The following is a 24,172-nucleotide window of genomic DNA, read 5'->3' on the forward strand; positions in this document are numbered from 1 at the left end:
CATTCATGGCTTGGCTCCAGCATCGGTGGCGGCCTGGCCGCTTTCCTTGAGGGCTTTGGTGACTTCCGGCGGCATGTATTTCTCGTCGTGCTTGGCCAGCACTTCATCGGCCACCACCACGCCTTCGGCATTGAGCTTGCCCAGGGCGACGATACCCTGTCCTTCGCGGAACAGGTCCGGGAGGATGCCGCGGTAGGTGATAGGCACCGACTTGCTGAAGTCGGTGACCACAAAGCGCACGTCCAGCGAGTCACCGGAGCGTTGCAGCGAGCCTTTCTCGACCATGCCGCCAGCGCGGATGCGGGTGTCCAGCGGCGCTTCGCCATTGGCGATCTGGGTCGGGGTATAGAACAGGTTGATGTTCTGCTGCAGGGCGCTCAGGGCCAGGCCCACGGCGATGCCAATCCCGGCCAGCAGGCCGAGGATGATGAACAGACGCTTTTTACGCTGCGGATTCACGGTTTGTTCTCCCGGCGCAGACGGCGCGCCTGTTCTTGCAGGTAACGGCGCTTGGCGCGCACGGGCGCGGCGACGTTGAAGGCCAGCACCAGCAGGCAGATGCCGTAGGCCGACCAGACGTACAGGCCGTGATGGCCCATGGCGAGAAAATCACTGAAGGAGGTAAAGCTCATCGTGCCATCTCCCGACCCAGGCTGTTCAATACCTCCTCCTTGACCCAGCTGGCGCGCGCCTCGCGCTTGAGCACTTCAAGGCGCATGCGCAGCAACAGCACGGCGCCGAAGAAGCAGTAGAAGCCCAGTACCGTCAGCAGCAGCGGCAGCCACATCTCGGCAGGCATCGCCGGTTTTTCGGTGAGGGTGAAGGTGGCGCCCTGGTGCAGGGTGTTCCACCACTCCACCGAATACTTGATGATCGGGATGTTGATCACCCCGACGATGGCCAGCACCGCGCAGGCCTTGGCCGCGCTCTCACGATTGCTGATTGCATGGCTCAGGGCAATGAGACCGAAGTACAGAAAAAGCAGGATCAGCATCGACGTCAGTCGTGCATCCCAGACCCACCAGCTGCCCCAGGTCGGCTTGCCCCAGATGGCGCCGGTGACCAGCGCCACGGCGGTCATCCAGGCACCGATGGGCGCCGCGCACTGCAGGGCGACGTCGGCGATTTTCATCTTCCACACCAGGCCCACCACTCCGGCGACCGCCAGCATCACATAGCAGGACTGGGCGAGCATCGCCGCCGGCACGTGGATGTAGATGATCCTGAAGCTGTTACCTTGCTGGTAGTCCTGTGGCGCGAAGGCCAGGCCCCAGACCACGCCGATGCCGATCAGCAGGATGGCGGCAATCGCCAGCCACGGCAGCATCCGCCCGCTGATGGAATAGAACCATTTGGGTGAACCCAGTTTGTGAAACCACGTCCAGCTGATTGCGCTGCTTTTCATCACGGTACATCCAGGGTCTTTGCTGGGCAGGGCCCAGACCTCATTATTCGCCGACGCTGATCTTCAGGCCAGCCGCTATTGCAAAGGGTGCCAGAGTTACTGCCAGGGCGGTCAGGCTGCCAAGCCAGAGCAGATAACCGGTCGCCGGCATAGCTTGCAATGCCGCCTGCAAGGCGCCACTGCCCAGGATCAATACCGGGATATATAACGGCAAAATAAGTAGCGCCAGCAGCAGGCCGCCACGTTTCAAGCCGACTGTCAGGGCTGCACCCACAGCGCCCAACAGGCTCAGTACCGGGGTACCGAGCAAAAGCGATGCCAGCAGTACCGGCAGGCACGCCGCAGGCAAACCTAGCATCAGTGCCAGCAAGGGTGCCAACAATACCAGTGCCAGGCCAGAAAAGGCCCAGTGTGCCAGTACTTTCGCCAGCACCAGAAGAGGCAGGGGGTGCGACGAAAGGACCCACTGCTCCAGCGACCCGTCCTCGAAATCACTGCGGAAAAGCCCGTCCAGCGAGAGCAGAACCGATAAAAGCGCGGCGACCCAGACCAGTCCCGGAGACAAGGTTTGCAACAATTGAGTCTCCGGACCGACCGCCAACGGGAACAGGGCGACGACGATGGCGAAGAACACCAACGGATTGGCAAGCTCGGCCGGACGTCGGCACAGCAGACGCGCTTCACGACGCAACAACAGTACAAACACACTCATGCGGCCCACTGCCCCAGGTTCAGTTCACGGTAACCGGACGGCTTGCGTTCCAGCGTGTGGTGGGTGGTCAGCACAACCATGCCGCCCTGCTCGCAATGGGCGGCCAGGTGCGCTTCGAGCTGGGCCACGCCCTGCTTGTCGAGGGCAGTGAAGGGTTCGTCGAGAATCCACAGCGGCGGGCTGTCCAGGTACAGTCGGGCCAGGGCCACGCGGCGTTGCTGGCCGGCCGACAGGGTATGGCAGGGGACGTCTTCGAAACCGCGCAGGCCGACCGCTTCCAGGGCCGTGCGGATTGCCGCCGGCGCGGCCGGGCGATGCAGGGCGCAGAGCCAGGCGAGGTTCTCTTCGGGGCTGAGGACATCCTTGATGCCGGCCGCGTGACCGATCCACAAGAGGATGCGCGCCAGTTCGTTGCGTTGTTCAGCCAAAGGCTTGCCGCTGAGGAGAATCTGCCCGGCGGTCGGGCTCATGAGGCCGGCCATCAAGCGCAGCAGGCTGGTTTTGCCGCTGCCGTTGGGGCCGCTGATCTGCAGCATGTCGCCTGCGCCCAGGTGCAATTCGAGGTTTTCGAAGAGCATTCGCCAGTCGCGCTCGCAGGCCAGGCCCACGGCTTGGAGATGAGGGGTCACGGTTTCGCCTTATGCTTGGGATGCCTGTCTCAAGTCGGTCCCGGCCTTGCCGTTATACTGGCAACGACGATGTGGCCCGGCCGCGCTGATCGCCAAAGATCGGGCGGCATTATACATGTGATGTCCTACTGCAAAGAGGGCTATTTCAACAGGTTGCGAGCGGATGACAGGCGAAATCAACAACCTTGCTGCACAGATTCCGGCCAACCCGCAGCTGCGCTCGGCGATGACCGGTGAGCTGCTGCGCCTGCTGCAACCGCAACAGGCCTTGCTGGCCCCGGGCGAAACCGCCAAGGCCGAGGTATTGGCCCTGCGCCAGGTCGGCCAGGACTTCCAGATGCTGCTCAAGCTGACCCAGGACAACGGCAAGCAGACCAACATCCAGGCCAGCAGCACCCTGCCCCTGGCCCAGGGCAGCCAACTGGCGGTGAGCCAGAGCAGCAGCGCCAACCTGACCATCACCGTGCAGCAGGCCATCGCCAGCAGCGTGGCCACCCTGACCCGCATCGACACCCGCGAACTGCCTGTTGGCACCCTGCTGCAAGGCAAGGTCGTAACCAGCCAGGCGCTCCCTCAGAACCCCGGTCAACTGGCCCAGTTCCGCTCGCTGGTGACCTTGCTCGGCGGCCCTCAGGCCGGCGCCACCCTGGCCATCGACAGCCCGCGCCCGCTGCCGGTGGGCAGCCTGCTCAGCGCTCGGGTGCAAAGTGATCAATCGCTGAGCTTCGTACCGCTCAGCGGGCGCCAGGAGCAACTGGCGATTACCCAGCAGCTAAGCACCCAGCAGAGCCGCCAGGCGTCCCTGCAAGGCTTGCTCGCGACCCTGCAACAATTGCGCAACGACAATAGCCAAACGGGCGAAGTGCGCGCCACGGTAGACAAGCTGCTGGCCAGCCTGCCGGACATACGCCAGCTCAGCGACCCCAAGGGCCTGGCACAGGCCTTGAGCAACAGCGGCGTGTTTCTTGAGGCCAAGCTGCTGGCCGGGCTGCCCGCTGCGCTTGCACCCGACCTTAAAGCCCAAGTGGTGCGCCTGGTGGCGCAACTGCTGCCGGGGCTACCCGGCAACGCCACGTTCAACCCGGCTGCCGCCGCCAGCACCCTGGCCCAGGTCATGCCCGGCATGGTCCGCAATGCCCTGGGCATGCTCGGCCAGGTCAGCCCGCGGCCACATCCCGGTGGCTTTCCCCTGCCCTCGCGCCTGCTGCAGAGCCAGGACGGCGAAGGTGACCTTGAGCATTTGCTGCGCCTGGCCGCTGCGGCCATATCGCGCCTGCAAAGCCATCAGCTGGCAAGCCTGGAACAGACCGGCACCACCGCCGATGGCAACCTGCAGACCACCTGGCAACTGGAGATCCCGCTGCGCACCGGCCAGGACTTCATGCCGCTACAGATGAAACTGCAGCGCGAAGAAACCCCCGAGCAGCAAGGCGACCCGGAGCGCGAACGCCGCGACCCGCTGGAAATGCTCTGGCGCATCGAGCTGTCCTTCGACCTGCATCCGCTGGGGCCGCTGCAGGTACAGGCGCAGATCAGCCAGGGCAGCCTGTCCAGCCAGCTCTGGGCCGAACTGCCGAGCACCGCACAATTGATCGAAAGCCAGCTCGGCCACCTGCGCGAACGCCTGCTGGCGCGGGGCCTGAACGTCACCGAACTGCACTGCCATCACGGCACACCGCCCCAGGGGCCGCGCACGCACCTGGAACAAAGATGGGTGGATGAACAGGCATGATTGATAAGACTCCACGCCAGGCCATTGCCCTGACCTACGACGGCCAGCAGGCCCCGACCCTTAGTGCCAAGGGCGACGACGAGCTGGCCGAGGCAATCCTGGCGATTGCCCGCGAGCACGAAGTGCCGATCTATGAAAATGCCGAACTGGTGCGCCTGCTGGCGCGCATGGAACTGGGCGATCAGATTCCCGAGGCGCTGTACCTGACCATCGCCGAAATCATCGCCTTTGCCTGGCAGCTCAAGGGTAAGGTGCCAATGGGGTTTGTCGATGAAGGGCCGCAGGAGCGCGATATCACCCCCACCGACCTGAGATTGCCGGGTACCTGAAAGCATCGCGGGGCAAGCCCGCTTGTATGGTAAGACTTGAAGGGATTGTGCAAAACCTGTGGGAGCTGGCTTGCCAGCGATGAGGCCGGTATAGCCAGCACACCAGGCAGTGACTGGATCACGACCGCTGCGCGGTCGATCGCCGGCAAGGCCGGCTCCCACAGGCCGCGATTGATTTCAGCTGCGGTGCAACTTGCTCATCAACTCCGCCTCAGCCTGGGTCAAACCGCAGGACTGGGTCAGTTCATCAACGCTGGCACCCATGCCCACCAGCCGCGCCGCTTGCGCGAACGACAGGCTGTTGGGGTCACGCTGTTCCAGTTGCAGGAGCTTGTCCGGCAAGGGCGCAACCACCGCCCGCAGCTCGTGCAGGGCTTCACCCATGCGCACGCTGCCGTTCTGGTAGTCGTCCAGGCGTTTGCCCAGGTCCTTGATGCGCTGGTCACGCACAGCATCGCCCTGGGCCTGTTGCGCGGCCAGCTCACGCTGGCGCTTGCTGTAGTTCAGGAAGAACCACAGGCTGACCGCCCACAGCAGCGCCAGAAATATGACTGCAACCTCGAGGATCAACTCAGATGTTCTCCAGCTCGGACCACTCTTCCTCGGTCATCATCTTGTCCAGCTCGACCAGGATCAGCAGTTCGTTGTTCTTGTTGCACACGCCCTGGATGAACTTGGCCGATTCCTCGTTGCCGACATTCGGCGCGGTCTCGATTTCCGACTGACGCAGGTAAACCACTTCAGCGACGCTGTCGACCAGGATGCCGACCACTTGCTTGTCGGCCTCGATGATGACAATACGGGTATTGTCGGTGATCTCGCTCGACAGCAGGCCGAAGCGCTGGCGGGTGTCGATCACGGTGACCACGTTACCGCGCAGGTTGATGATGCCCAGCACGTAGCTCGGGGCACCCGGGACCGGGGCGATCTCGGTGTAGCGCAGGACTTCCTGCACCTGCATCACGTTGATGCCGTAGGACTCGTTGTCCAGCTTGAAGGTCACCCACTGCAGGATCGGATCTTCGGAACCTTGTGCAGACGATTTTTTCATTCCCCTATCCCTCAAAATCCGCCATCGGCGGAGTGCTCAGTGCGGTCGCGGCAGATGCGGCCGATTATTTATGGGTGCTGTGCAGTTGCTTGACCGCACCGCTGGCGATCAACTCGGCCAGTTCGGCGACGTCGAGCAACGCGCACATGTGTTCGATAACGGTGCCAGCCAGCCAAGGCCGCTGGCCACGCTGGCTGCGCCATTTGATTTCGTTGGGGTCCAGACGCAGCGAACGGCTGACCTGATGTACCGCCAGGCCCCATTCGTAGCCCTGGACCGAAATCACGTACTGCAAGCCCTGGCGAAAATCATCCCGGTAACGATCGGGCATGACCCAGCGGGCGGTGTCCAGGACCTTGAGGTTGCCGCTCTGGCTCGGCAGGATGCCGAGGAACCAGTCAGGCTGGCCGAACAACGGTGTCAATTCGTGGCCCGCCAACGAGTAGATCGAGCCAAGGCACACCAGCGGTACCGCCAGGGTCAGCCCCGCGACGTCGAACAACAGGCATTCGAACGGCTCGGCGGCCCAGGCCGGACGGCCGTCGATCGTGGCCGGCGGTACCGGTTGATTCGGTGCCGGCGGCAGGTGCACATCCACCAGTGGCTCGATCGGCGCAACCTGGGCGACCTCGACCGCAGGCTCAGGCTCAGGCTCAGGCACTTCGACCACGGGCTCGACCACCGGCGGCAAGGTCAGCGGCAACACCGACCGTGGCGGCTCGGCAAACGGCAGTGGCGCAGGCGTCACGACCGCCTGGGCTGCGACCTGGGCATCACGGGCCTGCTCTTCACGTACCGCCGCCTGGAACTCGTCCGGCTCGACCGATACCGGCACTGCCTCATCGAGTTCTTCGGTGGCCTCCTGCAGCAAGCCATCGAGGTAGCTCTGCAGGGCCATTTGTGGCCGGCTGGCAAGCTGTTGAGGGCGATTCATCAGGCCACCTGCAAGGCAAGGTTCTGCGTCAGCAGGTGCTTGAGCAAGGCCCGGTAAGCCACCACGCCGCGGCTCTTGCCGTCGAATTGCGAGGGCGTCTGCCCGGCCCGGCTGGCATCACGCAGGCGCGTGTCGACCGGGATATAGCCTTGCCAGATATGTTCGGGGTAAGCGTCGCGCAGCACCCGCAAGGTGCCCATGGAGGCCTGGGTGCGGCGGTCGAACAGGGTCGGCACGATGTGATAGGGCAAGGCCTGCTTGCGCGAGCGGTTGACCATCGCCAGGGTGCTGACCATGCGCTCCAGGCCCTTGACCGCCAGGTACTCGGTCTGCACCGGGATCACCAGCTGCTGGCTGGCCGCCAGGGCATTGACCATCAGCACGCCGAGCAACGGCGGGCTGTCGATGATGGCGTAGTCGAAATCCTGCCACAGCTGCGCCAGAGACTTGGCGATCACCAGGCCCAGGCCACTCTGGCCCGGCGACTGGCGCTCGAGCACGGCCAGGGCGGTACTCGAGGGCAACAGCGAGATCTTCTCGTCGCTGGTCGGCAGCAGCAACTGCCCGGGCAAGCCTTCGGGCACCGTGCCCTTGTGCAGGAACAGGTCGTAGCAGCTGTGCTCCAGCGCATCGGGGTTATGCCCGAAATAGCTGGTCATCGACCCGTGCGGGTCGAGGTCGACGACAACCACGCGCTTGCCCGCCTCGGCCAGCAGGCCGGCCAGGGCGATGGACGTGGTGGTCTTGCCGACTCCACCTTTTTGATTGGCTACTGCCCAGACTCTCATTGCGTTGCTTCCTCCCGGTACGGCAGCCTGCCCTGCCGGGATCGGTTATAGGGTCGGTGACGGGGAATTGACGCGTTTGTCGCCCACCGTCGGTGCTACCGCAGCCGGTGCAGTTTGTGTGCCAGCCCGCTTCATGGCCGCATCCGGAGTGGCATTGGCGCTGCCAGTACCGGTCAGGCTGCGGCGTACTTCCAGGTTGCGCGAGATCACCAGCACCACCCGTCGGTTGCGCGCGCGACCTTCAGCGGTGTCATTGCCGGCGATCGGCTGAAACTCGCCATAGCCGACCGAGGCCATGCGCGCCGGATTCACCCCTTCCATCGCCAACAGGCGGACGATGCTCGCCGCCCGCGCCGACGACAGCTCCCAGTTGGTCGGGTACTGCGCCGTGCGGATCGGCAGGTCATCGGTAAAGCCTTCGACATGCACCGGGTTGGCGAACGGCCTGAGGATATTGGCCACCTTCTCGATGATGTTGAACGCCACATCGCTAGGCATGGCGTCGCCGCTGCCGAACAACAGCGAGGAATTGAGTTCGATCTCAACCCACAGCTCGTTGCCGCGCACAGTCATCTGGTCGGACTTGATCAGGTCGCCGAAGGCGTCGCGTACGTCATCGGTGATGGTCTTCAACGGGTCGCTGCTGGTTTGTGCCAGGCCTGCGTCGACCTGTTCACTGTCCTTGATCAACGGCTCGGCCGGCTTGACGCTGAGCGGGCGCTCGTCGCCGATGGGGATCGGCTTCATGCTCCGCTCGGGGTCGTTGAACACGCCGATCAGGGCCTGGGAAATGACCTTGTACTTGCCCTCGTTGATCGAGGAGATCGAATACATGACCACGAAGAAGGCGAACAGCAAGGTGATGAAGTCGGCGTAGGACACCAGCCAGCGTTCGTGGTTTTCATGCTCTTCGGGTTGTCGACGGCGCGCCATGTGTTACTCCATGAAGCCCTGAAGCTTCAACTCGATCGAGCGCGGGTTTTCGCCCTCGGCGATCGACAGCAAACCTTCCAGGAGCATTTCCCGGTAGCGCGATTGACGCAGGGCCAGGGCTTTGAGCTTGTTGGCGATCGGCAGCAGGATCAGGTTGGCACTGGCCACGCCATAGATCGTGGCGACGAACGCCACGGCAATGCCGCTACCCAATTGCGACGGATCGGCCAGGTTGCCCATCACGTGGATCAAGCCCATCACCGCACCGATGATACCGATGGTCGGCGCATAGCCGCCCATGCTCTCGAACACCTTGGCGGCCTGCACATCACGGCTTTCCTGGGTGTAGAAATCCACCTCGAGGATGCTGCGGATGGCTTCGGGTTCGGCGCCGTCGACCAGCAACTGCAGACCTTTGCGCGCATACGGGTCCGGCTCGGCATCGGCGACCCCTTCAAGGCCCAGCAGACCTTCCTTGCGCGCGGTCAGCGACCAGTTGACTACCCGGTCGATACCGCCGGCCAGGTCGATCCGTGGCGGGAAGAGGATCCAGCGCACGATCTGCAGCGCGCGCTTGAAGGCGCTCATGGGCGACTGCAGCAAAGCTGCCGCCAGGGTACCGCCAATTACGATCAGCGCCGCCGGGCCATTGAGCAGCGCCGACAGGTGACCGCCCTCGAGGTAGTTGCCGCCGACGATGGCGACAAACGCCAGGATGATCCCGATAAGGCTCAAGACATCCATCAGACGCAGGCCTCGACCAGGTGCTTGCCGATCTCGTCCAGGCCGTAGACGGCGTCGGCCAGGTTGGCTTTGACGATGGCCATGGGCATGCCGTAGATCACGCAGCTGGCTTCATCCTGGGCCCACACCGTGCTGCCACCCTGCTTGAGCAGGCGTGCGCCTTCCCGACCGTCGGCGCCCATGCCGGTGAGCACCACCGAGAGCACCTTGTCGCCATAGGACTTGGCCGCCGAGCCGAAAGTGATGTCCACGCACGGCTTGTAGTTCAGGCGCTCATCGCCCGGCAGGATCTTCACCGTGCCGCGGCCGTCGACCATCATCTGCTTGCCGCCAGGGGCCAGCAGGGCCAGGCCCGGGCGCAGCATGTCGCCGTCTTCGGCTTCCTTGACGCTGATCTTGCACAGTTTGTCGAGGCGCTCGGCAAAAGCCTTGGTGAACGCCGCCGGCATGTGCTGGATCAGCACGATCGGCGCCGGAAAGTTGGCCGGCAACTGGGTCAGGACCCGCTGCAGGGCAACCGGGCCGCCGGTGGAAGTGCCGATGGCGACCAGCTTGTACGGCTTGCGCTTGGGCGCAGGCGACGTGCTGGCTGCCGCTGCGCTGGTACGTACCGGGGCTGCGGCGCGCGGCGCGGGCGTGCTGCCCAGGCTGCTGACGCTTGGCTGCGCGGCCGGCGCCGGAGCCGGGGTTGGCGCCGGGCTTGCGTAGGCACTGAAACGACGGTTGCTACGGGAAATGGTATGGACCTTTTCGCACAGCAACTGCTTGACCTTCTCCGGGTTGCGCGAGATGTCTTCGAAGTTCTTCGGCAGGTAATCGACCGCACCGGCATCCAGGGCATCGAGGGTGACGCGCGCGCCTTCGTGAGTCAGCGAGGAGAACATCAGCACCGGGGTCGGGCAACGCTGCATGATGTGACGCACGGCGGTGATGCCATCCATCATGGGCATTTCGTAGTCCATGGTGATGACATCGGGCTTGAGCGACAGCGCTTGGTCGATCGCTTCCTTGCCGTTGGTCGCGGTACCGACGACCTGGATAGTCGGGTCCGCTGAAAGAATTTCCGAGACACGGCGGCGGAAGAAACCGGAATCATCCACCACCAGGACCTTGACTGCCATAAACACTCCATTAGGGGGCGCGGCGTAACGCCGCGCCACCAGAATCAAATACGCCGGGCGGCGTAACGCTTGAGCATGCTCGGTACGTCGAGGATCAGCGCAATGCGCCCGTCACCGGTGATGGTGGCGCCCGACATGCCCGGGGTGCCCTGGAGCATCTTGCCCAGCGGCTTGATGACCACTTCTTCCTGGCCTACCAGTTGATCGACGACGAAGCCGATCCGCTGGGTACCGACCGAAAGGATCACCACATGGCCTTCGCGCTGCTCTTCATGAGCGGCGGAGCTGACCAGCCAGCGCTTGAGGTAGAACAGCGGCAAGGCCTTGTCACGCACGATCACCACTTCCTGGCCGTCGACCACGTTGGTGCGCGACAGGTCGAGGTGGAAAATCTCGTTGACGTTGACCAGCGGGAAGGCGAACGCCTGGTTGCCAAGCATGACCATCAGGGTCGGCATGATCGCCAGGGTCAGTGGCACCTTGATGACGATCTTCGAGCCCAGGCCCTTGGTCGAGTAGATGTTGATCGAGCCGTTGAGCTGGGAAATCTTGGTTTTCACCACATCCATGCCCACGCCACGCCCGGACACATCGGAAATCTCGGTCTTGGTCGAGAAGCCCGGGGCGAAGATCAGGTTGTAGCACTCGGTCTCGCTCAGGCGATCGGCCGCGTCCTTGTCCATCACTCCGCGCTTGACCGCGATGGCGCGCAACACGTCGGCGTCCATGCCCTTGCCGTCATCGGAGATCGACAGCAGGATATGGTCGCCTTCCTGTTCGGCCGAGAGCACCACCTTGCCGCCACGGGACTTGCCCGAGGCCTCGCGCTCTTCCGGGGTCTCGACACCATGGTCGACGGCGTTGCGCACCAAGTGCACCAGCGGGTCGGCCAGGGCTTCGACCAGGTTCTTGTCGAGGTCGGTCTCTTCACCGACCAGCTCCAGGTTGATTTCTTTCTTCAGCTGCCGGGCCAGGTCGCGAACCAGGCGCGGGAAGCGCCCGAAGACCTTCTTGATCGGCTGCATGCGGGTTTTCATCACCGCGGTCTGCAGGTCGGCCGTCACCACGTCGAGGTTCGACACAGCCTTGGACATGGCCTCATCGCCACTGTTCAGGCCCAGGCGCACCAGGCGGTTACGTACCAGCACCAGCTCGCCGACCATGTTCATGATCTCGTCGAGACGTGCGGTATCGACCCGTACGGTGGTCTCGGTTTCGCTGGCCGGGTGCTTCTCGGCAGCCGGTGCGGCCTGGCGCGCAGGCGCCGCTGCCGCAGCCTTTGCCGCCGGGGCGGGCGCGACGGCAGGAGCAGCGGCCTTGGCGGCAGGTGCCGGCGCAGGCTTGACCGCAGCTTTGGCTGGCGCGGCGGTGGCGGCAGGCGCTGCAGTGACAACGGCATCCGGGACGAACTTGCCCTTGCCGTGCAGCTCGTCGAGCAGCGCTTCGAACTCGTGCTCGGAGATATGATCGCCGCCTGCCGCAGGCGCAACGGCCTCGGCAGGTGCACTCGCGGCGCCCGGCAGTGCATCGACGGCAAAGTTACCCTTGCCGTGCAACTGATCGAGCAGTGCTTCGAACTCATCGTCGGTGATGTCACCACTGACGTCACCGCCTGCGGCGGCTGCAACGGGCGCTTCAGCTGCGGCACCGAGGCTGTCGGCGGCGAACTGGCCCTTGCCGTGCAACTGGTCGAGCAGCGACTCGAACTCGGCGTCGGTGATTTCGTCACTGGCCGGCTCGGTCACCTGGGCCTCGGCTTCGGCCTTGACCGCATTGAGCGAATCGAGCAGCTGTTCGAATTCGGTATCGGTGATATCCGCTTCGGCCTCGGCCGCTGGCGTTTCAACCACCTCCGGTTCAGGTGCAGCAACCTCGTCTTCCCCGGCAGGCTCGGCCAGGCGCGACAGCGCCGCCAGCAGCTCAGGGGTGGCCGGGGTGATATCGGTGCGCTCGCGCACCTGGCCGAACATGCTGTTGACCGTGTCCAGGGCTTCCAGGACCACGTCCATCAGTTCGGCATCAACGCGCCGGGCACCCTTGCGCAGGATGTCGAACACGTTTTCGGCGATATGGCAGCACTCCACCAGCTCGTTGAGCTGGAGGAAGCCGGCGCCCCCTTTTACAGTGTGAAAACCGCGAAAAATTGCATTGAGCAAATCGGCATCATCCGGACGGCTTTCCAGCTCGACCAGTTGCTCGGACAGTTGCTCAAGAATTTCGCCGGCTTCTACCAGGAAATCCTGAAGGATTTCTTCATCGGCGCCGAAGCTCATTAAACGTGCTCCCTAAAAACCCAGACTGGACAGCAGATCGTCGACATCGTCCTGACCGGACACGACGTCTTCACGCTTATCGGCATGAATCTGCGGACCTTCACCCCGAGTCGGATGTTTTTCTTGATCTTTTTCAGCGCGCAGCTGCTGGTGGTCATGTTCGATACCGGCAAAGCGGTCGACCTGGCTTGCCATCAGCACGAGCTTGAGCAGATTGCTTTCTACTTCGGTAACCAGCGTCGTGACGCGCTTGATCACCTGGCCGGTCAGGTCTTGGTAGTCCTGAGCCAGAAGGATGTCATTGAGGTGCCCGGCGACCTTGCGGCTGCCCTCCTCGCTGCGTGTCAGGAAACTGTCGACACGCTTGGCCAGCTCACGGAATTCCGGTGCCGCCACTTCGCGGCGCATGAAACGCTGCCAGTCGACGCTCAACGCCTTGGCCTCGTCGCTCAATTCATTGAGTACCGGCGTGCTGGCTTCGACCAGGTCCATGGTGCGGTTGGCCGCGCCCTCGGTCAGCTTGACCACGTAGGACAGGCGTTCGGTGGCATCGGTAATCTGCGACACTTCCTCGGCCTGCGGCATGTGCGGGTCGATCTGGAAGCTGACGATCGCGCTGTGCAACTCGCGGGTGAGTTTGCCGACTTCCTGGTACAGGCCTAGGTCACGGGTCTGGTTCAGCTGATGGATCAGTTGCACCGCATCGCCGAACTTGCCTCGTTCCAGGCTGTCGACCAGTTCCTTGGCGTGTTTCTTGAGTGTCGACTCAAACTCGCCCAAGGATGATTGTGTTTGCTCCATAGCGCCCCCGTGGCGTACCTCAGCTATTGACGCGCTCGAAGATCTTTTCGATCTTTTCTTTCAGCACCTGGGCGGTAAATGGCTTGACCACGTAGCCGTTGACCCCGGCCTGGGCGGCTTCGATGATCTGCTCGCGCTTGGCTTCGGCAGTCACCATCAGCACCGGCAGGTGTTTCAGGCGCTCGTCGGCACGCACTTTGCGCAGCAGGTCGATACCGGACATGCCGGGCATGTTCCAGTCGGTCACCAAAAAGTCGAAATGACCGCTTTCAAGCATTGGCAGCGCGGTGTTGCCGTCGTCGGCTTCCTGGGTGTTGGTAAAGCCCAGATCACGCAACAGGTTCTTGATGATCCGCCGCATCGTCGAAAAGTCGTCCACGATGAGGATTTTCATGTCTTTGTTCAATTAGACCTCCAAGCAGTCTTTAACGCGTTCAGCGCGGAACGCGCATTCAATCAATTCGGCATTACATTTCACGACTGCATCGAACCGGTGTTCAACGCGCCCGCCATTCCCCCAGGCGACCACGCAAACGTGCCGCGCACTGGCTGTGCAACTGGCTGACACGCGACTCACTCACCCCCAGGACCTCACCGATCTCCTTGAGGTTGAGTTCTTCGTCGTAGTACAGCGCCAGGACCAGACGCTCGCGTTCCGGCAGGTTGGCGATGGCATCGGCCAAGGCTGCCTGAAAACGCTCGTCTTCCAGATCGCGCGAAGGCTCGAGCTGGGCACTGGCACCGTCCTCGTGCAGCCCTTCATGTTCGCCGTCCTGCAGCAGGTCGTCGAAACTGAACAGGCGGCTGCCCAGGGTGTCATTCAAAATCCCGTAATAATCATCGAGACTCAATTGAAGTTCGGCAGCAACCTCGTGATCTTTAGCGTCACGGCCGGTTTTTGCTTCAATTGCTCGAATCGCGTCACTGACCATGCGGGTATTGCGGTGTACCGAACGCGGCGCCCAGTCGCCCTTGCGCACTTCATCGAGCATGGCGCCGCGGATGCGGATACCGGCATAGGTCTCGAAGCTTGCACCCTTGCTCGCGTCGTACTTGTTGGAGACTTCGAGCAGGCCGATCATTCCGGCCTGGATCAGGTCCTCCACCTGCACACTGGCCGGCAAACGCGCCAGCAAGTGGTAGGCGATGCGCTTGACCAGCGGCGCGTAACGCTCGATCAACTCGTACTGGGCATCACGCGAGGCCTTGCTGTACATCCGATAACCGCTGGCGTTCATAGCACCGGACCCGCGCTCGTCGGTTGCACCAGGCGCTCGACAAAAAACTCCAGGTGACCCCGTGGGTTGGCAGGCAGCGGCCAGGTATCGACCTTCTGGGCAATGGCCTTGAATGCCAGCGCGCACTTGGAACGCGGAAAGGCTTCATAGACCGCTCGCTGCTTCTGCACCGCCTTGCGCACACATTCGTCGTAAGGCACCGCACCGACGTATTGTAAGGCGACATCGAGGAAGCGATCAGTGACCTTGGTCAACTTGGCGAACAAGTTGCGCCCTTCCTGAGGGCTCTGGGCCATGTTCGCCAGGACGCGGAAGCGGTTCATGCCGTAATCGCGGTTGAGCAACTTGATCAGCGCGTAGGCGTCGGTGATCGAGGTGGGCTCGTCGCACACCACCAGCAGCACTTCCTGGGCGGCGCGGACAAAACTGACTACCGAGTCACCGATACCCGCAGCGGTGTCGATCACCAGCACATCGAGGTTGTCGCCGATCTCGCTGAAAGCCTGGATCAGGCCGGCGTGCTGGGCTGGAGCCAGGTGCACCATGCTTTGCGTGCCCGAGGCCGCCGGCACGATGCGCACACCACCGGGGCCTTGCAGCAGCACATCGCGCAGCTCGCAACGGCCCTCGATGACGTCGGCCAGGGTGCGCTTGGGCGTCAGGCCCAGCAGCACGTCAACGTTGGCCAGGCCCAGATCGGCGTCCAGCAGCATGACCCGACGGCCAAGCTCAGCCAGCGCCAATGACAGGTTCACTGACACGTTAGTCTTGCCAACGCCACCTTTGCCGCCGGTCACGGCGATCACCTGTACGGGATGCATGCTACCCATGTTTGTTCTTTACCTTGTCTTACTTAGACCGAGGCCACATGACTGGGCTGCGCTTTCAACACCTGAAAAATGCCTGGCAGACCATTGATGTAGGTACTTTGCAACGTATTCAAGTTCACCTCAGCCCACGCGTTTGCCGGAGCTGTGGTAGAGATCAGCGAACATGTCGGCCATGGCCTCTTCGCTGGGCTCGTCCTGCACCTGCACGCTCACTGCGCGGCTGACCAACTGGTGCCGGCGCGGCAGATGCAGGTCGTCAGGAATGCGCGGGCCATCGGTAAGATAGGCCACCGGCAGTTCGTGACTGATTGCCAGGCTCAACACCTCGCCGAGGCTGGCGGTTTCATCTAGCTTGGTCAGGATGCAACCGGCCAGACCACAACGTTTGTAGCTGTGATAGGCGGCGGTGAGCACCTGCTTCTGGCTGGTGGTTGCCAGCACCAGGTAATTCTTGGCCTGAATCCCGCGCCCGGCAAGGGTTTCCAGTTGCATGCGCAGCGCCGGGTCGCTGGCCTGCAGGCCGGCGGTATCGATCAGCACCACGCGCTTGCGCAGCAGCGGGTCGAGGGCCTGGGCCAACGACTGGCCCGGGTCAACGTGAGTAACCGACACGTTGAGGATCCGCCCCAGGGTCTTGAGCTGCTCCTGGGCGCCGATACGGAAGCTGTCCATGCTCACCAGGGCCAGGTTCTGTGCGCCGTACTTGAGCACGTAGCGCGCGGCGAGCTTGGCCAGGGTGGTGGTCTTGCCCATGCCTGCCGGACCGACCATGGCAATGACACCGCCTTCTTCAATCGGTTCGATTTCCGGCACCTGAATCATGCGCGCAAGATGCGCCAGGAGCATGCGCCAGGCATGGCGTGGCTCTTCGATCTCGGTGGTCAGGTCAAGCAGCTCGCGGGCAATCGGACCGGACAGGCCGATGCGCTGCAGGCGGCGCCAGAGGTTGGCCTGCTGCGGCTTGTTGCCCTGCAGCTGGCTCCAGGCCAGCGAGCCGAGCTGGACTTCGAGCAGCTCACGCAGCCCCGACAGTTCCGAGCGCATCGAGTCGAACAGGCGCGGATCAATGGGTGCGGAGGCCGGCGCAGCAGTCGTCACCGGCGCTTCGACCTGCGGATCGACCAGCGGCTCGGAGGCAGTCAGCGGCAGGCCGGCAAACAGCTGGCGGTTGGCGTCTTCGCTGTCGCTGCGGCTGCTCAGTTCGGCCTGCGCGGTGACGATGCGCGACTGGGTCTTGCGCAGCTCGTCTTCGAGCTCGACATTCGGCACCCGCGGCGCCAGGGCGGACAGCTTGTAGTCCAGCGCAGCCGTCAGCTCGACACCACCAGCAATCCGGCGATTACCGATGATGGCGGCCTCGGCCCCCAGCTCATCGCGAACCAGCTTCATGGCCTGACGCATATCGGCGGCGAAAAAACGCTTAACTTGCATAACCCACTACCTCAGCCGTTCGGGCCCACTGTGGCGACGATGGTAACTTGCTTGTTGTCAGGTATTTCCTGATACGCCAAAACATGCAAATTCGGTACAGCCAGGCGACCGAAGCGCGACAGCATGGCTCGTACCGGTCCTGCGACCAGGAGGATCGCCGGCTGCCCTTGCATCTCCTGACGCTGGGCGGCTTCGATCAACGAACGCTGAAGCTTTTCGGCCATGCTCGGCTCAAGAAGAACACCGTCTTCCTGGCCTTGCCCAGCCCTTTGCAAACTATTGAGCAAAATCTGTTCCAATCTTGGCTCAAGGGTGATCACAGGCAGCTCGGACTCAACGCCGACAATGCTTTGCACGATGGCGCGACACAATCCGACGCGCACCACCGCCACCAGCGCGGCGGTATCTTGACTCTTGGCCGGGTTGTTGGCGATAGCCTCGGCAATGCTGCGAATATCACGCACCGGAACCTGTTCGGCGAGCAACGCCTGCAGGACCTTGAGCAGCCCCGACAAGGAAATGACGCCCGGCACCAGCTCCTCGGCAAGCTTGGGCGAGGCCTTGGCCAGCACCTGCAACAGTTGCTGCACTTCTTCGTGGCCGATCAGCTCGTGGCAATGCTTGTGCAGGATCTGGTTGAGGTGGGTCGCAACCACGGTACTGGCATCCACCACGGTGTAGCCCAGCGATTGTGCCTGGCTGCGCTGGTTGACGTCGACCCACACCGCCTCCAGGCCAAAGGCCGGGTCGCGGGCGGCAATGCCGCTGAGGGTACCGAACACCTGCCCAGGGTTGATCGCCAGCTCCCGGTCCGGGTAGATCTCCGCCTCAGCCAGGATCACCCCCATCAGGGTCAGGCGGTAGGCACTAGGCGCCAGGTCGAGGTTGTCGCGAATGTGCACCGTAGGCATGAGAAAGCCCAGATCCTGGGACAGCTTCTTGCGCACGCCCTTGATCCGCGCCAGCAACTGGCCGCCCTGGTTGCGATCCACCAGCGGAATCAGCCGGTAACCGACCTCAAGGCCGATCATGTCGATCGGGGTGACGTCATCCCAGCCCAGCTCCTTGGTTTCCATGGCGCGCTGCGGCGATGGCAGCAGGTCCTGCTGGCGCTGCACCTCTTCCAGGGCCTTGAGCTTGACCTGGTTCTGCTTGCGCCACACCAGATAAGCACCACCAGCGGCCAGCAGGCCGAGACTCAGGAAGGCAATGTGCGGCATCCCCGGCACCAGGCCCATGACGATCATCAGGCCCGCGGAGACCGCCAGGGCCTTGGGCGAGTCGAACATCTGCCGGTTGATCTGTTTGCCCATGTCCTCGGAGCCCGAGGCGCGGGTGACCATGATCGCGGCCGCCGTGGACAGCAACAACGATGGCAGCTGCGCCACCAAACCGTCACCGATGGTCAACAGGGCGTAGACCTTGCCGGCATCGGCAAAGGTCATGTTGTGCTGGAACATGCCGACGGCCATGCCGCCGATCAGGTTGATGAACAGGATCAGCAGGCCGGCGATGGCGTCACCGCGAACAAACTTGCTGGCACCGTCCATCGAACCGTAGAACTCGGCCTCCCCCGCCACTTCGGCACGGCGTGCCTTGGCCTGGGCCTGGTCGATCAGGCCGGCGTTGAGGTCGGCGTCAATGGCCATCTGCTTGCCGGGCATGGCGTCGAGGGTGAAGCGCGCGCTCACCTCGGAAATACGCCCGGCGCCCTTGGTCACCACCACGAAGTTGATGATCATCAGGATCGCGAAGACCACGATACCGACCACGTAGTTACCGCCGATCACCACCTCGCCGAAGGCCTGGATCACCTTACCGGCGGCCTCGTGGCCATCGTGACCGTGGAGCATCACCACCCGCGTGGAGGCGACGTTGAGCGCCAGGCGCAATAGCGTCGCCACCAGCAGGATGGTCGGAAACGCGGCGAAATCCAGCGGGCGCAGGGCGTAGACGCAGACCAGCAGGACCACGATCGACAAGGCGATGTTGAAGGTGAAAAACACGTCGAGCAAAAACGGCGGGATCGGCAACATCATCATTGCCAGCATCACCAGCAGCAACAGCGGCACACCCAGGTTACCCCGGCCTAGACCGACCAGGTTGCTACGGGCACTGTTGATTAACTGAGAGCGATCCACCGGTATTCCTCGTTAGCTCAAGCAAAACTTTGACGCCTTTGAGGCGCGCAGCGCTGCCTTTGCAAGAAGCTTTCCAACTTTGTTGAACGAGGTGGTTTGAGTGACTCGGGGCTGCTGCGCAGCCATCGCCGGCAAGGCCAGCTCCCACAATGAACCTGCGTAGACTTGGTCAGGAGTCGCGACGCAAATCCGGCGGGATCGGCAGGTCCTTGAGCGGCTCCGGCGGCTTGCCCTTGCCGGCGCGGTACTGGCGGATCTGGTAGACATAGGCCAGCACCTGGGCCACTGCCAGGTACAAGCCGGCGGGAATCTCTTCTTCAAGCTCGGTGGAGTAGTAGATCGAACGCGCCAGCGCGGGCGATTCAAGCACCTGGATCTTGTGCTCGTTGGCGATCTCGCGAATCTTCAGGGCGATAAAGTCGGCCCCCTTGGCCAGCAGCAGCGGTGCCGCACCCTTCTCCGGGTCGTATTTGAGCGCTACGGCATAGTGGGTCGGGTTGGTGATGATCACGTCCGCCTCGGGGATCGCCGCCATCATCCGCCGCTGCGAAGCCTCGCGCTGCAACTGGCGAATGCGCTGCTTGACCTCGGGCTTGCCCTCGGAATCCTTGTATTCGTCGCGCACTTCCTGCTTGGTCATCAACAGTTTCTTGTGCGCCTGCCAGAGCTGGATCGGCACGTCCACCGCCGCGATGATCAACAGCCCCGCCGCCATCCACAGCGCACTCCAGCCAACCACCTGGACGCTATGAATGATCGCCTGCTCCAGCGGCTCGTTGGCAATCGCCAGCAGATCATCGCGGTCAGCCGACAACACCGTCAGGGCGACGATCAGAATCATGAAGAACTTGGCCAGCGCCTTGAGCAGCTCGGACAAGGCGTTGACCGAGAACATCCGCTTGATCCCCGATAGCGGGTTCATGCGGCTGAACTTCGGTGCCAGCGAACTGCTGGAAAACAGGAACCCACCCAGCGACACCGGGCCGATGATTGCCGCGATCAGCAGCACCAGCAACACCGGCTGGGTAGCCAGCAGGGCCATCTTGCCGGAGGCCATGAGGAAAATACCCATGGACCGTTCATCGATGAGCACCTCGCGGGACAAGCTGAAATTGATGCGCATCAGCTCCATCAGGGTTTGCGCCAGGCCACCGCCAAACGCCAGCAGCGCACCCGCGCCCGCCAGGGTCACCGCGACCGTGTTGAGTTCCTTGGAACGCGCAATCTCGCCCTTCTCGCGCGCGTCCTTCTTGCGTTTCTCGGTGGGGTCTTCTGTTTTGTCCTGACCGCTTTCGCTCTCTGCCATGCTCAGCGCGCCCGTGCCAGTTCACGCAGCCACTGCAAGGCTTCGGAAGCCAGCGACTGATAGTGAGGGAGTATATCGGCCAGGGTGATCCAGAAGATCACCATCCCCAGCACCAGGGTCAGCGGAAAGCCGATGGAAAAGATGTTCAACTGCGGCGCCGCCCGGGTCATCACGCCAAAAGCAATGTTGACCACCAGCAGCGCGGCAATGGCCGGTAGCACCAGCAGCAGCGCCGCCCCCAGCACCCAACCCAGATGTCCGACCAGGTCCCAGAAATGATTGACCAGCAAGCCGCCACCCACCGGCAAGGTGGTAAAGCTCTCGGTCAGTACTTCGAAGACCACCAGGTGGCCGTTGATAGCGAGGAACAGCAAGGTCACCAACATGGTCAGGAACTGGCTGACCACCGCGACGTTGACGCCGTTGGTCGGGTCGACCATGGAGGCGAAGGCCATACCCATCTGGATCGCGACGATCTGCCCGGCAATGACGAAAATCTGGAAGAACAACTGCAGCGCCATGCCAAACAGGGCGCCGATGACGATCTGCTCGGCCACCAGCAACAGCGCCTTGAAGTCCAGCGCCTCGACCACCGGCATCGGCGGCAAGCCAGGGACGATCACCACGGTAATCGCCAGGGCGAAATACAGGCGAATGCGCGCCGGCACAAGGGTTGTACCAAAGATCGGCATGGTCATCAGCACAGCCGTGACGCGAAACAGCGGCAGGATGAAACTGGCCACCCAGGCACCGATCTGCGCATCGGTCAGCTCGAGCATCGCCGGATCAGCCAATCAGTTGCGGAATGCTGCCGTACAACGACAGGATGTATTCCATGAATTTCTGCACCAGCCACGGACCGACCACGATCAGGGTCACCAGCATCACCAGCAGGCGCGGCAGGAAGCTCAGGGTTTGTTCGTTGATCTGGGTGGCAGCCTGGAACATCGCCACGATCAGGCCCACCAGCAGGCTCGGCACCACCAGGATGGCAACCATCAGGGTGGTCAGCCAGAGCGCGTCACGGAACAGGTCGACAGCCACTTCAGGGGTCATGGACTACTTCTCCTCGCGGCGTCAGACGCCGCCGAAACTGCCGGCCAGGGTACCCATGATCAGCGCCCAGCCATCGACCAGGACGAACAGCATGATCTTGAACGGCAACGAGATGATCAGCGGCGAGAGCATCATCATACCCATGGCCATCAGCACACTGGCGACCACCAGGTCGATGATCAGGAACGGGATGAAGATCATGAAGCCGATCTGGAACGCGGTCTTGAGCTCGGAAGTGACGAAGGCCGGCACCAGAATGGTCAGTGGCGCCTGATCGGGGCTGGCGATATCCGTGCGCTTGGACAGGCGCATGAACAGGTCAAGGTCGCTCTCGCGGGTCTGCGCCAGCATGAAGTTCTTCAGCGGCGCCTGGGCCTTGCTGATCGCGTCCTGGGCGCTGAGCTTCTCAGCCAGGTACGGCTGCACGGCTTCCTGGTTGATCCGGTCGAACACCGGCGCCATGATGAACAGGGTCAAAAACAGCGCCATGCCGTTGAGAATCTGGTTCGACGGCGTCTGCTGCAGGCCCAGGGCCTGACGCAGAATGGAAAAAACGATGATGATGCGGGTAAAGCTGGTCATCAGCACGACAAATGCCGGGATGAAGCTCAACGCCGTCATGATCAGCAGGATCTGCAGGCTGACCGAGTACTCCTGCTGGCCGTCAGCCCCGCTGGACAGGGTGATCGCCGGGATCGACAGTGGATCGGCCGCCAAAGCCATAGGCGCCACCAGCATCAGCAGCAGCGCCAACATCATGCGCAACGCGCCCATTACGACCTTCCCTTCTGATCCTTGCCCATCAGCTCCATCAGGCGCTGGGCGAATTCTGGTGTTGCCTGACGCGCACTGGCGGGCACTTCAATCGGTTCGGCCATGACATGCAGGGCCTCGATGGTGCCCGGCGAATGACCGATGAGAATCTGCTCCTTGCCGACCTGTATCAGCAGCAGGCGATCTCGCGGCCCCAGTGAACGACTGCCGAGGATCTCGATGACCTGAGCACTGCCCGGTGCGGCGTTCTGCACCCGGCGCAGCAGCCAGGCAAGCAAAAAGATCAGCCCCAGCACCAACAGCAAGCCCAGTACCAGCTGGGTCAACTGCCCCGCCGCGCTGCCGCTTGCCGCAACCGGCGCCACGACTGCGGCAGCCGGTTGCGTCGTGGCCAGGGCGACGTCTACATACAGGCCACAGGCCAGGGCCAGGCTGTTGCGCAGGAGCCTGTTCACTCAGCGCAGCTTCTTGATACGTTCGCTTGGGCTGATCACGTCAGTCAGGCGGATGCCGAACTTTTCGTTGACCACAACCACTTCGCCATGGGCGATCAGGGTGCCGTTGACCAGCACATCGAGCGGCTCACCGGCCAGGCGGTCAAGCTCGATCACCGAGCCCTGGTTGAGCTGCAGCAGGTTGCGGATGTTGATTTCGGTGCTGCCCACTTCCATGGAAATGCTCACTGGAATATCCAGGATCACATCCAGGTTCGGACCATCGAGGGTGACCGGCTCGTTGCTGCGCGGCGAACTGCCGAACTCTTCCATGGCCAGGCGGTTGGGCGATGTATTGCCGGCATCGGCAGCCAGCAAGGCGTCGATATCGGACTGCCCGGCGTCGCCGGTTTCTTCCAGGGCCGCGGCCCACTCATCGGCCAGGGCCTGCTCCTCCGGGGAGGTGATATCGTTTTCGTTAGCCATTTTGTCCTCGACGGGCAATCAATTCGGAGTTGGAACCACGAGCGCCTCAGCGGCGCTCGATCGGATCGATAATCTGCAGGGCCAGGTTGCCCTTGTGCGAACCCAGCTTGGCCTTGAACGACGGCACGCCGTTGGCCCGCAGGATCAGCTCTTCCGGCAGCTCGACCGGAATCACGTCGCCCGGCTGCATGTGCAGGATGTCGCGCAGCTTCAACTGGCGACGGGCGACCGTGGCACTGAGCGGTACGCTGACGTCCAGCACGTCTTCACGCAGGGCCTTGATCCAGCGTTCGTCCTGGTCATCCAGGTCGGACTGGAAGCCCGCGTCAAGCATTTCGCGCACCGGCTCGATCATCGAGTACGGCATGGTCACGTGCAGGTCGCCGCCGCCACCATCGAGTTCGATGTGGAAGGTCGAGACCACCACCGCCTCGCTCGGCCCGACGATGTTGGCCATGGCCGGGTTGACCTCGGAGTTGATGTACTCGAAGTTGACCGGCATGATCGCCTGCCAGGCTTCCTTGAGGTCGACGAAGGCCTGGTCCAGTACCATGCGCACCACGCGCAGCTCGGTCGGGGTGAACTCGCGGCCTTCGATCTTGGCGTGACGTCCGTCGCCGCCAAAGAAGTTGTCCACCAGCTTGAACACCAGCTTGGCGTCGAGGATGAACAGCGAGGTACCGCGCAGCGGCTTGATCTTCACCAGGTTCAGGCTGGTAGGCACGTACAGCGAATGCACGTACTCACCGAACTTCATCACCTGCACGCCGCCGACCGCGACGTCGGCGGAGCGACGCAGCAGGTTGAACATGCTGATGCGGGTATAACGGGCGAACCGCTCGTTGATCATTTCCAGGGTCGGCATGCGTCCGCGGACGATCCGGTCCTGGCTGGTCAGGTCATAACTTTTGACACTGCCGGGTTCGGCATTGCTCTCGGTTTGCACCAGACCATCGTCGACGCCATGCAGCAAGGCATCGATTTCATCCTGGGACAGCAGGTCCTGCACGGCCATCTGGGGCTC

At 62.8% G+C, this 24,172-nt stretch carries 28 protein-coding genes; 2 read left to right on the plus strand and 26 right to left on the minus strand.

All coding sequences use genetic code 11. The features are described from left to right. Positions 1–3 precede the first annotated feature (3 nt). Genes ccmE through ccmA form a run of 5 tightly spaced genes read right to left on the minus strand, consistent with a single transcriptional unit; the run spans position 4 to position 2,746 of the window. Positions 4–459, minus strand: coding sequence for a cytochrome c maturation protein CcmE (gene ccmE, locus CCOS864_RS20095; RefSeq protein WP_115088056.1), 456 nt, complete (start codon positions 457–459; stop codon positions 4–6). Further along, positions 456–632 carry a heme exporter protein CcmD gene (ccmD, locus tag CCOS864_RS20100; protein ID WP_115088057.1) on the minus strand — a complete coding sequence of 59 codons (177 nt, stop codon included), beginning with the start codon at positions 630–632 and terminating at the stop codon, positions 456–458. Before ccmD ends, ccmE begins: the two co-directional genes overlap by 4 nt. Beyond that, positions 629–1,405, minus strand: coding sequence for a heme ABC transporter permease (locus tag CCOS864_RS20105; RefSeq protein WP_038996353.1), 777 nt, complete (start codon positions 1,403–1,405; stop codon positions 629–631). The genes ccmD and CCOS864_RS20105 overlap by 4 nt, the downstream gene beginning before the upstream one ends. A 43-nt stretch (positions 1,406–1,448) precedes the next feature. Beyond that, complete coding sequence (ccmB, locus tag CCOS864_RS20110; protein WP_026001415.1) at positions 1,449–2,117, minus strand: heme exporter protein CcmB; 669 nt, start codon at positions 2,115–2,117, stop codon at positions 1,449–1,451. After that, complete coding sequence (gene ccmA, locus CCOS864_RS20115; RefSeq protein ID WP_115088058.1) at positions 2,114–2,746, minus strand: cytochrome c biogenesis heme-transporting ATPase CcmA; 633 nt, start codon at positions 2,744–2,746, stop codon at positions 2,114–2,116. Before ccmA ends, ccmB begins: the two co-directional genes overlap by 4 nt. A gap of 163 nt (positions 2,747–2,909) precedes the next feature. Here ccmA and fliK point away from each other — a divergent pair, with 163 nt between their 5' ends. Then, the gene (gene fliK, locus CCOS864_RS20120; protein WP_115088059.1) at positions 2,910–4,478 is read left to right on the plus strand and encodes a flagellar hook-length control protein FliK; all 1,569 of its coding nucleotides are present in this window, start codon (positions 2,910–2,912) and stop codon (positions 4,476–4,478) included. Next, positions 4,475–4,807: an EscU/YscU/HrcU family type III secretion system export apparatus switch protein gene (locus CCOS864_RS20125; RefSeq protein ID WP_115088060.1), complete on the plus strand. Its 333-nt coding sequence runs from the start codon at positions 4,475–4,477 to the stop codon at positions 4,805–4,807. The genes fliK and CCOS864_RS20125 overlap by 4 nt, the downstream gene beginning before the upstream one ends. A 177-nt stretch (positions 4,808–4,984) precedes the next feature. On the opposite strand, the gene CCOS864_RS20130 is transcribed toward CCOS864_RS20125, so the two are convergent. The 21 genes from CCOS864_RS20130 to fliM form a co-directional block, all read right to left on the minus strand. Then, complete coding sequence (locus CCOS864_RS20130) at positions 4,985–5,377, minus strand: DUF2802 domain-containing protein (RefSeq protein WP_010225042.1); 393 nt, start codon at positions 5,375–5,377, stop codon at positions 4,985–4,987. Between the two features lies 1 nt (position 5,378). Further along, positions 5,379–5,858, minus strand: coding sequence for a chemotaxis protein CheW (locus tag CCOS864_RS20135; RefSeq protein WP_010225041.1), 480 nt, complete (start codon positions 5,856–5,858; stop codon positions 5,379–5,381). 64 nt (positions 5,859–5,922) lie between these two features. After that, entirely contained in the window at positions 5,923–6,792 is an 870-nt protein-coding gene (locus CCOS864_RS20140) for a CheW domain-containing protein (protein ID WP_115088061.1), read from the minus strand. After that, positions 6,792–7,580: a ParA family protein gene (locus CCOS864_RS20145; RefSeq protein ID WP_010225035.1), complete on the minus strand. Its 789-nt coding sequence runs from the start codon at positions 7,578–7,580 to the stop codon at positions 6,792–6,794. The genes CCOS864_RS20140 and CCOS864_RS20145 overlap by 1 nt, the downstream gene beginning before the upstream one ends. Before the next feature lie 45 nt (positions 7,581–7,625). Next, complete coding sequence (gene motD, locus CCOS864_RS20150) at positions 7,626–8,513, minus strand: flagellar motor protein MotD (RefSeq protein WP_115088062.1); 888 nt, start codon at positions 8,511–8,513, stop codon at positions 7,626–7,628. A 3-nt stretch (positions 8,514–8,516) separates the two neighbouring features. Next, entirely contained in the window at positions 8,517–9,257 is a 741-nt protein-coding gene (locus tag CCOS864_RS20155) for a flagellar motor protein (RefSeq protein WP_115088063.1), read from the minus strand. Continuing rightward, complete coding sequence (locus CCOS864_RS20160) at positions 9,257–10,378, minus strand: protein-glutamate methylesterase/protein-glutamine glutaminase (RefSeq protein ID WP_115088064.1); 1,122 nt, start codon at positions 10,376–10,378, stop codon at positions 9,257–9,259. The genes CCOS864_RS20155 and CCOS864_RS20160 overlap by 1 nt, the downstream gene beginning before the upstream one ends. 44 nt (positions 10,379–10,422) lie before the next feature. Then, positions 10,423–12,651, minus strand: a complete 2,229-nt coding sequence (locus CCOS864_RS20165) for a chemotaxis protein CheA (protein WP_115088065.1) — start codon at positions 12,649–12,651, stop codon at positions 10,423–10,425. A 12-nt stretch (positions 12,652–12,663) separates the two neighbouring features. Beyond that, positions 12,664–13,452 (minus strand): protein phosphatase CheZ, encoded by a 789-nt coding sequence (locus CCOS864_RS20170; RefSeq protein ID WP_010225027.1) that lies wholly within the window; start codon positions 13,450–13,452, stop codon positions 12,664–12,666. 19 nt (positions 13,453–13,471) lie between these two features. Further along, complete coding sequence (locus tag CCOS864_RS20175; RefSeq protein ID WP_036990294.1) at positions 13,472–13,846, minus strand: chemotaxis response regulator CheY; 375 nt, start codon at positions 13,844–13,846, stop codon at positions 13,472–13,474. Positions 13,847–13,949: 103 nt separating this feature from the next. Further along, positions 13,950–14,690, minus strand: coding sequence for an RNA polymerase sigma factor FliA (fliA, locus tag CCOS864_RS20180; RefSeq protein WP_115088066.1), 741 nt, complete (start codon positions 14,688–14,690; stop codon positions 13,950–13,952). After that, positions 14,687–15,520, minus strand: a complete 834-nt coding sequence (fleN, locus tag CCOS864_RS20185) for a flagellar synthesis regulator FleN (RefSeq protein ID WP_038613333.1) — start codon at positions 15,518–15,520, stop codon at positions 14,687–14,689. The genes fliA and fleN overlap by 4 nt, the downstream gene beginning before the upstream one ends. 120 nt (positions 15,521–15,640) lie before the next feature. After that, positions 15,641–16,951 (minus strand): flagellar biosynthesis GTPase FlhF, encoded by a 1,311-nt coding sequence (flhF, locus tag CCOS864_RS20190; RefSeq protein ID WP_115088067.1) that lies wholly within the window; start codon positions 16,949–16,951, stop codon positions 15,641–15,643. An 11-nt stretch (positions 16,952–16,962) separates the two neighbouring features. Continuing rightward, positions 16,963–19,092 (minus strand): flagellar biosynthesis protein FlhA, encoded by a 2,130-nt coding sequence (flhA, locus tag CCOS864_RS20195; RefSeq protein ID WP_115088068.1) that lies wholly within the window; start codon positions 19,090–19,092, stop codon positions 16,963–16,965. Positions 19,093–19,261: 169 nt separating this feature from the next. Further along, positions 19,262–20,398, minus strand: coding sequence for a flagellar biosynthesis protein FlhB (gene flhB, locus CCOS864_RS20200; RefSeq protein WP_115088069.1), 1,137 nt, complete (start codon positions 20,396–20,398; stop codon positions 19,262–19,264). A gap of 2 nt (positions 20,399–20,400) precedes the next feature. Next, complete coding sequence (gene fliR / locus CCOS864_RS20205; protein WP_115088070.1) at positions 20,401–21,177, minus strand: flagellar biosynthetic protein FliR; 777 nt, start codon at positions 21,175–21,177, stop codon at positions 20,401–20,403. 7 nt (positions 21,178–21,184) lie between these two features. Further along, entirely contained in the window at positions 21,185–21,454 is a 270-nt protein-coding gene (fliQ, locus tag CCOS864_RS20210; RefSeq protein ID WP_038996371.1) for a flagellar biosynthesis protein FliQ, read from the minus strand. A 21-nt stretch (positions 21,455–21,475) separates the two neighbouring features. Further along, positions 21,476–22,228: a flagellar type III secretion system pore protein FliP gene (fliP, locus tag CCOS864_RS20215; RefSeq protein ID WP_115088071.1), complete on the minus strand. Its 753-nt coding sequence runs from the start codon at positions 22,226–22,228 to the stop codon at positions 21,476–21,478. Beyond that, positions 22,228–22,683 carry a flagellar biosynthetic protein FliO gene (gene fliO, locus CCOS864_RS20220; RefSeq protein WP_115088072.1) on the minus strand — a complete coding sequence of 152 codons (456 nt, stop codon included), beginning with the start codon at positions 22,681–22,683 and terminating at the stop codon, positions 22,228–22,230. Before fliO ends, fliP begins: the two co-directional genes overlap by 1 nt. Next, positions 22,684–23,148, minus strand: a complete 465-nt coding sequence (gene fliN, locus CCOS864_RS20225) for a flagellar motor switch protein FliN (protein ID WP_010225007.1) — start codon at positions 23,146–23,148, stop codon at positions 22,684–22,686. It abuts the gene before it with no gap. 46 nt (positions 23,149–23,194) lie between these two features. After that, positions 23,195–24,163: a flagellar motor switch protein FliM gene (gene fliM / locus CCOS864_RS20230; protein WP_010225006.1), complete on the minus strand. Its 969-nt coding sequence runs from the start codon at positions 24,161–24,163 to the stop codon at positions 23,195–23,197. Positions 24,164–24,172: the final 9 nt, after the last annotated feature.

Source organism: Pseudomonas wadenswilerensis (assembly GCF_900497695.1).
GTDB classification, from domain to species: domain Bacteria; phylum Pseudomonadota; class Gammaproteobacteria; order Pseudomonadales; family Pseudomonadaceae; genus Aquipseudomonas; species Aquipseudomonas wadenswilerensis.